Genomic DNA, 13,705 nt, shown 5'->3' on the forward strand with positions numbered 1-13,705 from the left:
GCGCGCGCGGGGGCTTCCGCCGGGTCGGTACGGGTACGTCCGGCCAGGTTGGCCAATTGTCGGACGCGTCTGGTTCGCTTGTGTCATGGAGATTCTCTGGTTCCTGTTCGCGGTGATCATGATCGGTGCGGTCCTGGGGCCCGTACTGCTGCGCAGGCGCGGCGGAATCCGGCAGGTCGCACCGGGCTCGCCGGACGCCGCGGACCCCGCGGACTACGGCTTCCTGCGCCAGGAGGAGCTGGACATCCGCATGCCCGGACCGGACGCGGATCTCCTCGAAGTGCTCGACCTGGTCCAGCGCACCCAGGAGTGGAAGGCCGCCTCGCAGCTCCTCGCGGGCACGGAGACGCACGGCGAGCTGCGCTGGCAGCGCGTGCAGGCCTTCGCGGGCGCGGCCTCGCTGGAGCTGGCCCGGCGGCCCGGCGGCGTCGGCGACAACCCCGGCGGGCAGTGGCTGCGGGTCTGGCGTGCCGAGGCGCCCAAGGACGCGGGCGGCGCCGCGGTGCACGCGGAGTTCCTCGTCCAGCAGGCGTGGCGCACCGCCACGCAGGGCACGGACGAGTTCCGGATCATCCTGGAGGAGGCCAGGGAGGCCTGCGCGCAGGCCGCGCTGCTCTCCCCCGGCGACCCGGTGCCGTACATCATCGAGCTCTCCATCGCGCGCGGACTGGCGTACTCCCGCGAGGAGTTCGAGCAGCTGTGGCTGAAGATCCTGGACCGCGCGCCCGCGCACATGGGCGCGCATCTGGCCGCGCTGCACTACTGGTGCGAGAAGTGGCACGGCTCGCGCGACCTGGCGTACGGCTTCACGGAGGCCGCCGCCGCCCGCGCACCCCGGGGCTCGCTGCTCGCCGCGCTCCCGCTCTTCGCCGTCCACGAGCACCTGCCCGAGGTCAACCTGGTCCGGGGGTTCTACGAGAGCGAGGTCGTCACCAAGGCCGTCGAGGGCGCGCTGTTCGCGGTGCACTCCGCGCGCGCGGACGACCCGATGCTGGCGCACGTCCGCCACCTCCTGGTCTTCTTCCTGGTCCGCAGCGAGCGCTGGGCGGAGGCCATGAACCAGCTGGTGCGCGTCGACGGCCACGTCGGCGCGCTGCCCTGGACCCTGTCCGAGGACCCCGCCGAGGTCTACGCGGTGTACCGCGCGCTGGCGGTCGCGGGGTACGAGGCGAACGGCGGCAGCCCGGCGACGCTCTCGCACTGAGCCGCCCCGCGCGCCGCACCGGGCGGCCCCGGCCCGCCCCGGCCGTGCGTACGGAATGCCACGACCTCTCCGTACGTTGACCCGACAGACCCCTGTCACGCACGAGGAGAGACCGACATGATCTTCGGCCGCACGCCCGAGCTCCCCACCCCCGAGCAGGCCCTGAAGGGCCGGGCGACCCCGGAATTCGAGGTCCCCTCGCGCCACACGGTCCTCGGCAACGCCCTGCTCGGCCCCTACCCGGAGGGCCTGGAGGTCGCGGACTTCGCGCTGGGCTGCTTCTGGGGCGCGGAGCGCAAGTTCTGGCAGGCGGACGGCGTCTGGACGACGTACGTCGGCTACCAGGGCGGCTTCACCGAGAACCCCTCCTACGAAGAGGTCTGCTCCGGCCAGACCGGCCACACGGAGGCCGTCCGCGTCGTCTTCGACCCGTCGAAGGTCACCTACGAGCAGCTCCTGAAGCTCTTCTGGGAGTCCCACGACCCCACGCAGGGCTTCCGCCAGGGCAACGACGTCGGCACGCAGTACCGCTCGGCGCTCTACACCCACTCCCCCGCCCAGCAGGCCGCCGCCGAGGCCTCCCGCGACGCCTACCAGAAGGTCCTCACGGCCTCCGGCCACGGCACGATCACGACGACGGTCCTCCCGGCCGACGACCGCACGTTCTGGCCCGCCGAGGCCTACCACCAGCAATACTTGGACAAGAACCCCGACGGCTACTGCGGCATCGGCGGCACCGGCGTCTCCTGCCCGATCGGGGTGGCGCGGGCCGAGGGCTGAGCGGGTGGGCGGCTGAGCGGGTGAGCGAGCCCCGGACGACCAGGTACCGCCTGCGGCGCGGTGCCTGGGGCATCGCCGTGGACCTCACCGCCTCGGTCTCGACGGGCACGGAGGCCCCCGAGGGCGCCGACCGGATCAGCGCGCACGTGTGGCTGGACGCCTCCCCCGTCCTCACCCATCCGCCCGCCGACCGCACGGGCTGGCGCATCACCCCTGAGGAGGCGGACCGGCTGCGGCACGGGGTGGCCCTGGCCGCGCCCGCCGTCGAGTCCCGGCACGCCCCGGCGCACACCACGGTCACCGTCCACCGGGTCGCGTTCCCGCTCACCGACTACGAGCCCGAGGGGCTCACGTCGGCGGTCCTCCAGTGGCTGGGCGAGGAGTTCCGTACCGCTCTGCCCTCGGCGAATCTGCCACCGGCAGAGATCTCTGACAACGCCGCCCCCTCCGGGCAACAGTGAAGTCACAGCGCGGCCCCGACGGCCGCCGGACTTCGAGGAGGCGTCATGACGGTGCTCGGCAGTGGGTGGGACGCGGCGCGGCCGCGGGGTGAGGACGGGGAGACCGCTCCGTCGCGGTTCGACGACCATCTCGCCGCGCAACTGCTCAACCAGCGGATCGTGTTCCTCGGGACGCAGGTCGACGAGGTGTCCGCCAACCGCGTGTGCGCGCAGATGCTGCTGCTGTCCGCGGAGGACCCGAAGACGGACATCAGCCTGTACATCAACAGCCCCGGCGGGTCCGTGACGGCCGGGCTCGCCATCTACGACACCATGCGGCTCATCCCGAACGACGTCGCCACCCTCGCCATGGGATTCGCCGCGAGCATGGGCCAGTTCCTGCTGAGCGTGGGCACGCGCGGCAAGCGGTTCGCGCTGCCCAACGCGCGGATCATGATGCATCAGCCGTCGGCCGGCATCGGCGGCACCACCGCCGACATCGCCATCCAGGCGGAGAACCTGGAGTTCACCAAGCGGGCCATCGAGCGGATCACCGCCGAGCACACCGGGCAGAGCCAGGAGACGATCTCGCACGACGGCGACCGCGACCGCTGGTTCACGGCAGAGCAGGCCAGGGAGTACGGCATGGTCGACCGGGTCGTCGAGTCACTGGAGGACGTGCGGCCCGCCGGGTCGAAGCGCCGTATCGGACTGGGTATCTGAGGGGTTGTCAGCGATGAGCCAGTACACCATTCCCACCGTCGTCGAGCGCACCCCGCAGGGCGAGCGCGCCTACGACATCTACAGCCGGCTGCTGTCCGAGCGCATCATCTTCCTCGGCACCGAGATCGACGACGGCGTCGCCAACGTCGTCATCGCCCAGCTGCTGCACCTGGAGTCCTCCGCCCCCGAGCGCGAGGTCGCCATCTACATCAACTCGCCCGGCGGATCGTTCACTTCGCTCATGGCGATCTACGACACGATGAGCTTCGTGACCGCGCCGATCTCCACGTTCTGCGTGGGCCAGGCCGCCTCCACCGCGGCCGTGCTGCTGGCCGGGGGCGACCCGGGGCGGCGGTTCGTGCTCGACCACGCGCGCGTGCTGCTCGGCCAGCCCGCGAGCCGCGGCCGGCAGGGCACGGTGTCCGATCTCAGCCTGGAGGCCAAGGAGATGCTCCGGATCCGCTCGCAGGTCGAGGAGGTGCTCGCCCACCACACGCACCACGACGTGGCCACGCTCCGCGCCGACATGGACCGCGACAAGGTCTTCACCGCGCAGGAGGCCGTCGCGTACGGCCTCGCGGACCAGGTGCTGAGCAGGCGGGCGGTGCCCGTCGCGGCGTGAGGGCGGCGACGGGCACCCGCGGTCAGGCGGCCAGGCGCACCTCGCCCTGGTACGCGGCCCGGGACGCCCCGGACGTCCCGGCCGGCCTCGCACGGGGGAGGCCGGCCAGCTGCCCCTGCGCCAGGGACAGCAGGTCCGTCAGGCGCAGGCCGAGCGCGTGGGCGGCGGCCGCGAGCACCTCGGAGGAGCCCTCCTTGCGGCCGCGCTCCAGCTCGGAGAGGTAGGGCATGGAGATCCGGGCGGCGTCGGCCACGTCCTTGAGCGTGCGCTCCTGGGCGAGGCGCTCACGGCGCAGGACGTCGCCGACGACGTCCCGCCAGAGCGGTTCCTTGGCCTGCCGGGTCTCCCGGGGGCCTTCGGCCTCCTGGGAGCGAGAGGGGATCGGCGCCGCCTTGAGCGGGCGCAGGGGAATGACGCGGGCTTCGTTCGGCTCGTGGCTGGTCACTTCCTCAGCCTAGGAGCGGGAGGGCCGCCGGCGCAGCGCGCGGCGTTCCGCCGCCCGCGAAATCCCCCGCCGTCAGGCGCTCTCCGCGGTCGTCAGCCGCTCCCGGCGACCGTCACAGCCCTGCTTCGCGGCCGTCAGCTCTTCTTCGCGGCCGACCCCACCGAGGAGGCGTCCCGCCCCCAGCTGGCCAGCAGCCGCAGCGCCTGCGCGGACGCCGAGCCCGGCTCCGCGTGGTACATGACCAGTGACTGGTCGCAGTCGTCGGGCAGCCGCAGCGTCTCGTACGACAGCGTCAGCTCACCCACCAGCGGGTGGCGCATCCGCTTGCTGCCGTGGCCCTTCTCCCGCACGTCGTGGGTGGCCCACAGGCTCCTGAACTCCTCGCTCTTGACGGAGAGTTCGCCCACCAGTGAGGACAGCTGCGGGTCGTTGGGGTAGCAGCCCGCGTCCATGCGCAGATAGCTGACCATGTCGGACGCCTTCTGCTCCCAGTCGACGAAAAGGTCGCGGGCGCGCTCGTCGAGGAAGCAGATTCGCGCCCAGTTGCGGTCCTTGGGCGCGAGCTCGGCCCAGTCGCCGAAGAGCGCCGCCGCGAGCGCGTTCCAGCCGAGGATGTCCGAGCGGCGGCCGACCACGTAGGCGGGCACGTCGTGGATGGAGTCCAGGAGCTGCTGGAGCGCGGGCCGCATGGGCTGGGGGCGCGCGGACTTCTTCTTCTTGAGCGTCTTGGGCTTGGCGAGGTGGGTGAGGTGGTTGTGCTCGGCGTCGGTCAGGCGCAGGGCGCGCGCGATGGCGTCGAGGACCTCGCCGGAGACGTTGCGGCCGTTGCCCTGTTCGAGCCGGGTGTAGTACGCGACGGAGACGCCCGCGAGCTGCGCCAGCTCTTCGCGGCGCAGCCCCGGCACCCTGCGGTGCCGTCCGAAGTCGGGCAGGCCGACGTCCTGGGGCTGGAGCCGCGCCCTGCGGGTGCGCAGGAACTCGCTGAGCTCGGCCCTGCTGTCCAGGGGGCGGCCTCCGTCGGCGCCGGGGGCGCCCTGCGGGGGCTGGGCCGCTGCCTCGGGGTTCTCGTCCATATGTCCAGTATCGGGGGTCGTACGACCGTGAGCCTGTCCCCGCCAGTGGTAGGCACAGTGGTCGTAGGCAAAGCGGGTGTCTGGGTGACGTGCCGGCGCGCTGGCAGCCTCGATGGCATGACTGAGCAGATCACCACCGTTTCCGCCTACGCCGCTCCCGCCCCCGAGGCGCCCCTGGAGCGCACCACCGTGCCGCGCCGCGCCGTCGGCGAGACCGACGTCCTGATCGACATCAAATACGCCGGGATCTGCCACTCCGACATCCACCAGGCCCGCGACGGCTGGGGCGAGGGCATCTACCCCATGGTGCCGGGCCACGAGATCGCCGGTGTCGTCACCGAGGTCGGCCCCGGTGTCACCAAGTTCGCCGTCGGTGACCGCGTCGGCGTCGGCTGCATGGTCGACTCCTGCCGCGAGTGCGAGAACTGCGTGGCGGGCCTGGAGCAGTACTGCCTGAAGGGCAATGTGCCCACCTACAACGGCCTCGGCAAGGACGGCGAGCCGACCTACGGCGGTTACTCCACGCACATCGTCGTGGACGAGGCGTTCACCGTCCGCATCCCCGACGGGCTCTCGCTGGACGTGGCCGCGCCGCTGCTGTGCGCCGGCATCACGACGTACTCCCCGCTCGCGCACTGGAACGCGGGCCCCGGCAAGAAGGTCGCGATCGTCGGCCTCGGCGGTCTCGGCCACATGGCCGTCAAGATCGCGCACGCCATGGGCGCCGAGGTGACCGTCCTGTCGCAGACCCTGCGCAAGAAGGCCGACGGCCTCCAGCTGGGCGCCGACCACTACTACGCGACCGGCGACGAGGCCACCTTCGAGGCGCTCGCCGGCTCCTTCGACCTGATCGTCTCGACGGTCTCGGCGCCGCTGCCGCTGGACAAGTACCTGGGTCTGCTGCGCACCGACGGCGCCTTCGTGAACGTCGGCGCGCCCGAGGAGCCGGTCTCGCTCAACCTGTTCTCCGTGATCGGGTGCCGCAAGACGCTGGCGGGCTCCGGCATCGGCGGCATCCGCGAGACCCAGGAGATGCTGGACTTCTGTGCGGAGCACGGGCTCGGCGCGGAGATCGAGCTGATCCGCGCCGAGCAGATCAACGAGGCGTACGAGCGGGTCCTGGCCAGCGACGTGCGCTACCGCTTCGTGATCGACACCGCGACGATCTGAGCCGTCGCGCCCTCGCGCCACCGCGCGTGGCGCGATCCCGACTGGGTCGCAGGGCCTAGTCCGCATTGCTCAGTACGTGGGACCCCGTGACCGATACGGCATCCGGACGTCCGCCCCTAACGTTGTCCATGTCACCGCAGAACAACGGTAGTTCGGACAAACCGGAGGTCGCACGATGCCCATCGAGCTGAACCACACGATCGTCGTCGCCAAGGACAGCAAGGCGTCCGCGCAGTTCCTCGCGGACATCCTGGGGCTCGAAGTGGGACCGCAGTACGGCCCCTTCAGCCCGGTGGAGATCCCCAACGGCGTGACCCTCGACTACTACGAGAGCGACGGCGGCCCGATCGCGGCGCAGCACTACGCCTTCCTCGTCTCGGAGGACGACTTCGACGCGATCTTCGGGCGCATCAAGGAGCGGGACCTGACCTACTGGGCCGACCCGTACCACCGGCGCGTCAACGAGATCAACACGAACGACGGCGGGCGGGGCGTGTACTGGGAGGACCCGAACGGCCACAACCTGGAGATCATCACCAGGCCCTACGGCTCCGGGGACTGAGCCAGGAACGCGAGCACCGGCCCGGTGGCGAGGTCCGCGCGCTCCTCGAAGTACGCGTGCCGGGCGCCGGGGACCAGCAGGGTCCTGGCGTCCGGGACGCGGGCGGCGATGAGCGGGGCGTTCGCCGTCGGGTTGAACGCGTCGTCCGTGCCGTGGACGACGAGAGTCGGCGCCGTGATCCGTACCAGTGCGTCCCAGGCGTCGTGGCGGGCGCTGGCCCGCAGATGGCGGCGGCGGGCGTACGCGGGCATGGTCGCGTCGCCCAGCGTGTGGAACTCCCGCCCGGGGTGGGCGCGTTCCTGCTCGGCCAGCCAGGCCGGGGTGTACATCAGCTCCAGCAGGGCGCGGCGCACGGCGTCCGGATCGGCCGCGGTCAGTGCCCTGCGGACGGCGGGCCCGCGCTCGACGCCGTGCGGGCCGCCGGGCGAGGTGCAGCCGAGGACCAGGCGGTCCACCCGCTCCGGGTGGTCGGCGGCCAGCCACTGCGCGATGCGGCCGCCCATCGACGTGCCGTAGACGTGCGCGCGGCCGATGCCCGCGTGGTCGAGCACGGCGAGCACGTCACGGGCGAAGCCGGGCGTGCTGTAGGTGTCGGTATCGGGGCGGTCGCTCTCGCCGGTGCCGCGGTGGTCGACGTCGACGACGGTGAAGCGCGCGGCGAAGTCGGCGCGCACCGGGTCCCACCAGTGGTGGTTGTTGGACTGCCCGGCGATGAGCACCAACGGCTCGCCGGATCCGTGCAGTTCATAGTGGATCGCGGCGCCGTCGGCTGCCTTCGCGAAGGGCACGGCCGGTCACTTCTCCCGCGGGTCGGACACGATCCGGAAGCGCTCGAGGACGACCCGGGTGGCGTCGTCGACGGTGAAGCCGGGGTCGCCGAGCGCGGCCCGCATCTCGGCGCTGTGCCAGAACCTCTCGTGCCCGGCCCGCCAGTCGGCGACGGTCGTGTACCCCTCGCCCTCGTCGACGGCGTGGGCGAGGTCCACGTCGGAGAGCGGCACGACGCGGACGGCGGTCGTCTCGACGACGGCCACGGGCCGGTCCGCGGAGTCGACGACGACGGCGCGCTCCCCCACGGCGGGCAGCGGTTCGCCGTCGTTCTCGTAGTCGGCGAGCAGACCCGTCGTCGAGGTCTTGGACCCGTCGAGGATCGCGGCGACGAGCTGGTCGCGCAGCGGCCCGGGGAAGGCGAACTCGGCCTTGGGGAGCGGCGCGTGGGCGTCGTCGCGGTCCGCGTCCTGGATCTTCGTCATGGCCCCACAGTAGCGCCACCGGCCGCCCGTCACCCTTGACGGAGTGAGCGCTCACTCCGTACGTTGTCGGGCATGCCGTCCTCTTCGAACGCACCGCCCTCTTCGAACGCGCCGCGGCGCCGCGCCCCCGGCATGAGCGCCGAGCAGCGCAGGGCGATGATCGTCGCCGCCGCCCTTCCCCTGGTCGCCGAGTACGGCGCCGCCGTCACCACCGGGCAGATCGCCCGTGCCGCGGGCATCGGCGAGGCCACGATCTTCCGGGCCTTCAAGGACAAGGACGAGGTGCTCGACGCCTGTGTGCACGAGGCGGTCAGCCCCGACCACGTGGTGCGCGAGCTCGCCTCGATCCCCCTGGACGAGCCGCTCGCCGAGCGTCTGACGCAGGCCGCCGACGCGCTGCGCGCCCATCTGGAGCGCATGGGCGCGGTGGTGGGCGGGCTGCACGCCACCGGGCGGCGGCGCGGACGCCCCTCGGGCCCCTCCGCCGGGGAACGGCCCGACCAGTCGGGCCGCGAGGCGTCCGTCCGTGCCCTGCGCGAGGGCCTCGCCGACCTCGTCGAGCCCGACCGCGCGGCCCTGCGCCACTCCCCCGAGAAGATCGCCGCGATCTTCCTCGGCATGCTGTTCAGCGGGCTGCGCGGCCCGGTGGACGGCCTCGACCCGACCCCGGCCGACCTGGTCGACGTCCTCCTGCACGGAGCGCTCGGCCCTCGACCAGAGAGCGACACGCCATGACCGTCACGCTGAACCACACCATCGTCCCCGCCGTCGACCACCACGAGGCGGCCCGCTTCTTCGCCTCCGTGATGGGCCTGGAGCAGCTGCCGCCCGCGGGCCGCGACGGCCACTTCGCCCCGGTACGCGTCAACGAGCAGCTGACGCTCGACTTCATGACGGTGCCGGACCCCGAGGGCCACCACCTGGCCTTCGACGTGGACCCCGCCACGTTCGACCGGGTGCTCGCCCGGATCGAGGAGCTCGGCATCCCCTACGGGAGCGAGCCGCACGCCCGGGACAACGGCCGCGTCGACCATCCGCTGTGCCCGCGCGGCCTGTTCTTCGTCGACGCGTCGCGCAACCTCTACGAGCTGATGTCCCCCGCCTGAGCCGCCGCCCCCGCGGCGCCCCAGTCCCAGAGCGCCTGCAGAACGGTCCCCAACTCCGCCCCACGCGGGGTGAGTTCATAAGAGACCGTGGAAGGCCAGCCGGCCGTGCGGACGCGCCGCGCGACGCCCGCGTCGGTGAGTTGCGCGAGGCGTTCCGAGAGCACCTTGTCAGACAACTGCGGGAGTGCGGTGGCCAGTTCACCGTAGGTATGGCGCTCGCGCCGCAGCAGTTCGCGGACCACGAGCGTGGTCCAGCGCCCGCGCAGCGCGGCGAGGGTGATCTCCACGGGACAGTCGGGGCTCGGCGCCGCGACCTCGGCCCGGGCGTCGTCGGGCAGCCCGGGACGCACGCCGCTTACCGTTCGGTGAGTCACGAGAGGGCCTCCTACGGTGCGGTCATGACCACCACGACGATAACCACCCCGTCCCCCTCGCCCGCCCTGCCCACCCGCCCCGAGGACGTCCCCGCCGCGTTCGCCGAACGGTTCAACAGCGGCGATCCCGACGCCGTGCGCGCGCTGTACGAGCAGGGGGCGGCGTTCGTCCCCGAGTCCGGGGAGGCCGTGCACGGCGACGCCCGCATCGCCGCCGCGAACGCCCCCTTCCTCGCCCTCGGCCTGCCGATCTCGGTGCACCCCCGCCACGTGCACGTCGCGGGCGACCTCGCGCTCCTGATCGTCGACTGGCGGATCGGCGCCGACGAGACGGTCGCCACGGCCACGGACGTGGTACGACGCGGCGCCGACGGCTTCTGGCGATACGCGATCGACAACCCGTTCGGCACCGCCCCGCGACCGACGTGACCGGACCCGCCATTCGCCCACCTTCAACTCGACCCCGGGCCGATCCGAACACCTCGGATCGGCCCGGGTGGAGCCAGAAGGGCTATGCGCTACGCGTTCACTTGCCGTAGTACGCGTTGTAGATCGACAGCGTCGACTTGTTGCCCTTCTTGTCCGCGATCTTGGCGTGGAAGGAGATGCCCTTGCCCTTCGCCGGGTTCTTCACGGAGATCTTTCCGCCCGTGACCGTGGCCTTCTTCCAGGTCTGGCCGTAGTCGTAGGACACGTACACGGAAAGGGACTTGAGGTTGGCGCCCGCCGCCGAGCCCTGGACCGTGACCGGGATCGACTGCTTCTCGTCGGCCTTGGCCCTGCTGCTCAGGTCGACCTTCGGGCTGAAGCGCACCGAGGAGACCGGGAGCCTGACGGCGTCCGCCTTCTTGGAGCGGAAGGTGAAGCTCGCGTCGATGCGCGTGGAGGCCGCGGCCACCTTGACGCTGCGCTTCACGGACGTCGACAGCTTGTACTCGGCGTCCGCCGAAGGCACCTTGAACGGCGGCGCGCCGCCGGCCAGCGGGTCCTCGTTCTCGGCGAGCTTGGTGCCGTTGCGGTACAGCGTCGTCTTCACCGACGTGTACAGCGAGGAGCCCACGTGCGTCTTGCCGTCGGCGAACAGCGGCAGGACGCCCGTGATCTCGTTGCCGTCGCGGAAGACACCGAAGTCGCCGCCGATGCGCGGCCCGAACACGGCCGTGTTGAACGTCTTCTCGTACGTCTGGCCCGCCTTGAAGGTCTGCGCGGCGCCGAGCGAGTATCCGGCGTCGACGACGGGCCAGCCCTCCGGGTCACGCCCGGCCTGCTGCTCCAGGTCGAGGCTCCACTTGACCTTGTCCGCCGTGGACAGGTGCAGCGTCCGGGTGCCCGGCAGCGGCTGCGGGACACCGATCGAGGCGCCGCTCGTGCTGCCCGGGATGTGGCCCATGGCGCTCAGCGCGCCCGTCTTGCCCGGCGAGGAGGCGCCGAGGCCCACCTTGACCGTGGCGAGCTCGCTCGCCTTGAAGTGCTTGGTGTACCCGGTCGCGACCTGCTTGACCTTGCCGCCGGTGACGATGTCGTACTCGGTGTCGCCGCCCTTGGTCCAGTGCCCGTCCCACTGCTGGAACAGCGAGCCGTCGGTGACCTGCGGACCCTGGTGCTTGGAACGGAAGTTGGCGTACGAGTCGAGGAACCAGCCGAAGCCGTAGTTGGTCTCGGGGGTGTCGAGACTGTAGTCCGGGGCCGCGAACTCCAGCTTGGCGCCCGCCTCGGGCACCGTGATGTCGACCGGCTTCGTGGTCCGCGCGTCCAGCGTCACCGTCGTGTCCTTGGTGATGCTCAGCTTCGGCTGGGCGATCCAGTCGGCGCCCTTGGTGAAGTCGGCGGGGTCGACGTAGATGCCGGAGTTCAGGACGTAACCGCCCTTGGGGACACGGACCTTGACGGTGCCGGACTCGTCGTACGGGTCGTAGGACCTGCCCGCGGCGAGCCCGCTCAGGCCCTCCAGGTCACCGTCGTAGAACTTCGCGGGGGCGCCGTCCCTGCCGATGAACTTCAGCGTCAGGTCGTACGACTCCACCTCGTTCTCGACCGCGGCCGCCGTGCGCACCGACTGGCCGCCGCCGTTCGCCACGACGTACGCGGAGTACGTGCCGTCCAGGCCCGCGCCCCGCTTGGAGTCGGCCGTCAGGTCGACCGCGGCGGTGCCGCCCGCGGGGACCGTCACCTTCTTCGCGCCGAGCGCGAAGAAGCCGGCCGGGGCCGGACGGCCCTTGGGGTCGGTGGCGCTCACCGTCAGATCGAGGGTGACGTCGTCCTTGCCGAGGTTCTTGTACGTCACCTTCTTGGTGACCGGCTTGTCGTCGGTGTGCGGCCACTGCTGCGCGCCGAAGCTCACCGACACCGGGTCGGCGATCACGGACTGCTTGATGGCCTTGTCGACGGCGATCCGGCCCGAGCCCTGCTGGAACGGCGTGTACGCGCCGCCCTTGGTGGACGCGGTCAGCGCACCCTTGAGCTCGGTGTACTTCCAGTCGGGGTGCTGCTGCTTGAGGAGGGCGGCGGCGCCCGCGACGTGCGGGGTCGCCATCGACGTACCGGAGATCGTCAGATACCCCTCGGGGTTCTGGCCGACCTCCTTCTCGATGACGCTGCCCGGCGCCGCGGCGGCCGTGATGTCCACGCCCGGACCGGTGACGTCGGGCTTGATCGCGCCGTCACCGACCCGCGGGCCCTGGCTGGAGAAGTCGGCGAGCTTGTCGTTGTCGTCGACCGCGCCGACGGTCAGGGCGGCGTCCGCGCTGCCCGGCGAGTCCACCGAGCCGGGCGCGCCCGCGTTGCCCGCGGCGATCGCGAAGAGGATGCCCTTCTCCGCGGAGAGCTTGTTGACCTGCGCTTCGAGCGGGTCGATACCAGGGGTGTCGCCGCCGCCGAGGCTGAGGTTGACGACGTCCGCCTTCTCGGTCGCCGCCCAGTCCATGGCGGCGATGATGCCGGAGTCCTCGCCGTAGCCGTCGTCGCCGAGCACCTTGCCGTTCAGGAGCTTGGCCCCCGGGGCGACGCCCTTGAACTTCCCGCCGGACTTCGCGCCCGTGCCCGCCGCGATGGACGCGACGTGCGTGCCGTGGCCGTAGCGGTCCTTGGCGTCCGCCGACTCCGTGAAGTTCTTCTCGGCGACGACCTGGTCCTTGAGGTCCGGGTGCGTGGCGTCGACGCCGGTGTCCAGGACGGCGATCCTGGTGCCCTTGCCGTCGTACCCGGCGGCCCAGGCCTTGTCGGCGCCGATCTGCTTGACGCTCTTGTCGAGGCTCGCCTTGCGCACGCCGTCCAGCCAGACGTGGCTCACCCCGGCGGCGGCGCGGGTGTCGCCCTTGCCGCTGGTCAGCGCGGCCCACAGGTCGGGCGCGTCCTGCTTGGGCGTGGTGATGGCGTCGGCGTTCAGCGCCTTGAGGGTCCTGCGGACCGTGGTGTCGCCGGCCGAGCGGACGTCGGCCTTGGCGGCCGTGGCGGCGCCCTGGTAGCCGACGATGACCTTCAGGCCCTTCTTCTGGGCCGCCCGGTTGCGCTTCTTGTTCAACTCGGTGACGTCGAAGAGCCGTTGGTCGATCCTGCCGTCGGCTATCAGACGCTGCGCGTCGGCGGGTATCAGCAGGGTGTGCCCGCCGGTCCGCCGCACCTGCACGGGTACGTGCTCCCGCCCCTTGGCCCGGTCGAGGCCGATCACGCGGCCCTTGGCGTCCAGGACGGCGCGGTCACCGGTGATGAGGGTGACGCGGGAGGTCCCCGCGGCCTCGGCGGCGCCGGCCGTGCGGCCGGCGGACTCCGGCTGTGCGGCCGCCGGGCTGGTCATGCCCGCCGCGAGGGCCACGGCGACCGCCGTGGCGACGGTGGCGCCGCACGCTCTCTTCACTTGTCTGTGCAAGTCTCCCCCTGGAGGTTAAGGGGCTGCCGCCCCTCGGACAGCGAAGTATGCCGAGGGGGGATGTGCCGCTCAATAGCGGGACAGAAGT

Annotated in this window: 16 protein-coding genes; 10 read left to right on the forward strand and 6 right to left on the reverse strand. The window is 71.8% G+C overall.

The window, feature by feature from the left end; all coding sequences use genetic code 11:
* Nucleotides 1–85 precede the first annotated feature (85 nt).
* From AB0L89_RS13610 to AB0L89_RS13630, 5 genes are all read left to right on the forward strand, one after another.
* A complete protein-coding gene (locus tag AB0L89_RS13610; RefSeq protein ID WP_365139268.1) occupies nt 86–1,204 on the forward strand; it encodes a hypothetical protein in 1,119 nt (372 codons plus the stop codon).
* 117 nt (nt 1,205–1,321) lie between these two features.
* Nucleotides 1,322–1,984, forward strand: coding sequence for a peptide-methionine (S)-S-oxide reductase MsrA (gene msrA, locus AB0L89_RS13615; RefSeq protein WP_365139271.1), 663 nt, complete (start codon nt 1,322–1,324; stop codon nt 1,982–1,984).
* A 20-nt stretch (nt 1,985–2,004) separates the two neighbouring features.
* Nucleotides 2,005–2,445, forward strand: a complete 441-nt coding sequence (locus AB0L89_RS13620; protein ID WP_365139274.1) for a hypothetical protein — start codon at nt 2,005–2,007, stop codon at nt 2,443–2,445.
* A gap of 45 nt (nt 2,446–2,490) precedes the next feature.
* A complete protein-coding gene (locus AB0L89_RS13625) occupies nt 2,491–3,147 on the forward strand; it encodes an ATP-dependent Clp protease proteolytic subunit (protein WP_365139277.1) in 657 nt (218 codons plus the stop codon).
* A gap of 13 nt (nt 3,148–3,160) precedes the next feature.
* Entirely contained in the window at nt 3,161–3,769 is a 609-nt protein-coding gene (locus tag AB0L89_RS13630; RefSeq protein ID WP_365139280.1) for an ATP-dependent Clp protease proteolytic subunit, read from the forward strand.
* Nucleotides 3,770–3,791: 22 nt separating this feature from the next.
* On the opposite strand, the gene AB0L89_RS13635 is transcribed toward AB0L89_RS13630, so the two are convergent.
* The gene (locus tag AB0L89_RS13635) at nt 3,792–4,214 is read right to left on the reverse strand and encodes a helix-turn-helix transcriptional regulator (protein ID WP_365139283.1); all 423 of its coding nucleotides are present in this window, start codon (nt 4,212–4,214) and stop codon (nt 3,792–3,794) included.
* A gap of 134 nt (nt 4,215–4,348) precedes the next feature.
* Entirely contained in the window at nt 4,349–5,287 is a 939-nt protein-coding gene (locus AB0L89_RS13640; protein WP_365139285.1) for a helix-turn-helix transcriptional regulator, read from the reverse strand.
* Nucleotides 5,288–5,404: 117 nt separating this feature from the next.
* Between AB0L89_RS13640 and AB0L89_RS13645 the strand changes: the two genes are divergently transcribed.
* Both AB0L89_RS13645 and AB0L89_RS13650 read left to right on the forward strand, forming a co-directional pair.
* Nucleotides 5,405–6,457, forward strand: coding sequence for an NAD(P)-dependent alcohol dehydrogenase (locus tag AB0L89_RS13645; protein WP_365139288.1), 1,053 nt, complete (start codon nt 5,405–5,407; stop codon nt 6,455–6,457).
* Nucleotides 6,458–6,632: 175 nt separating this feature from the next.
* Nucleotides 6,633–7,019 (forward strand): VOC family protein, encoded by a 387-nt coding sequence (locus tag AB0L89_RS13650; protein WP_365139291.1) that lies wholly within the window; start codon nt 6,633–6,635, stop codon nt 7,017–7,019.
* On the opposite strand, the gene AB0L89_RS13655 is transcribed toward AB0L89_RS13650, so the two are convergent.
* Both AB0L89_RS13655 and AB0L89_RS13660 read right to left on the reverse strand, forming a co-directional pair.
* Nucleotides 7,001–7,807 (reverse strand): alpha/beta fold hydrolase, encoded by an 807-nt coding sequence (locus tag AB0L89_RS13655; RefSeq protein WP_365139294.1) that lies wholly within the window; start codon nt 7,805–7,807, stop codon nt 7,001–7,003. The genes AB0L89_RS13650 and AB0L89_RS13655 overlap by 19 nt on opposite strands.
* Nucleotides 7,808–7,813: 6 nt before the next feature.
* Nucleotides 7,814–8,272 (reverse strand): ASCH domain-containing protein, encoded by a 459-nt coding sequence (locus tag AB0L89_RS13660; protein ID WP_365139297.1) that lies wholly within the window; start codon nt 8,270–8,272, stop codon nt 7,814–7,816.
* Between the two features lie 156 nt (nt 8,273–8,428).
* On the opposite strand from AB0L89_RS13660, the gene AB0L89_RS13665 reads away from it, so the two are divergent.
* Entirely contained in the window at nt 8,429–9,007 is a 579-nt protein-coding gene (locus tag AB0L89_RS13665) for a TetR/AcrR family transcriptional regulator (RefSeq protein ID WP_365139818.1), read from the forward strand.
* Nucleotides 9,004–9,378 carry a VOC family protein gene (locus tag AB0L89_RS13670; protein ID WP_365139300.1) on the forward strand — a complete coding sequence of 125 codons (375 nt, stop codon included), beginning with the start codon at nt 9,004–9,006 and terminating at the stop codon, nt 9,376–9,378. The genes AB0L89_RS13665 and AB0L89_RS13670 overlap by 4 nt, the downstream gene beginning before the upstream one ends.
* Here AB0L89_RS13670 and AB0L89_RS13675 read toward each other — a convergent pair.
* Nucleotides 9,354–9,752 carry a helix-turn-helix domain-containing protein gene (locus tag AB0L89_RS13675; RefSeq protein WP_365139303.1) on the reverse strand — a complete coding sequence of 133 codons (399 nt, stop codon included), beginning with the start codon at nt 9,750–9,752 and terminating at the stop codon, nt 9,354–9,356. The genes AB0L89_RS13670 and AB0L89_RS13675 overlap by 25 nt on opposite strands.
* Nucleotides 9,753–9,776: 24 nt before the next feature.
* Between AB0L89_RS13675 and AB0L89_RS13680 the strand changes: the two genes are divergently transcribed.
* Nucleotides 9,777–10,181 (forward strand): nuclear transport factor 2 family protein, encoded by a 405-nt coding sequence (locus AB0L89_RS13680; RefSeq protein ID WP_365139306.1) that lies wholly within the window; start codon nt 9,777–9,779, stop codon nt 10,179–10,181.
* Nucleotides 10,182–10,278: 97 nt separating this feature from the next.
* Here AB0L89_RS13680 and AB0L89_RS13685 read toward each other — a convergent pair whose 3' ends face one another.
* Nucleotides 10,279–13,605, reverse strand: coding sequence for a S8 family serine peptidase (locus AB0L89_RS13685; protein ID WP_365139309.1), 3,327 nt, complete (start codon nt 13,603–13,605; stop codon nt 10,279–10,281).
* Nucleotides 13,606–13,705 lie beyond the last annotated feature (100 nt).

Origin of the sequence: Streptomyces sp. NPDC052114, from assembly GCF_040680155.1 — a bacterium.
GTDB lineage: Bacteria > Actinomycetota > Actinomycetes > Streptomycetales > Streptomycetaceae > Streptomyces.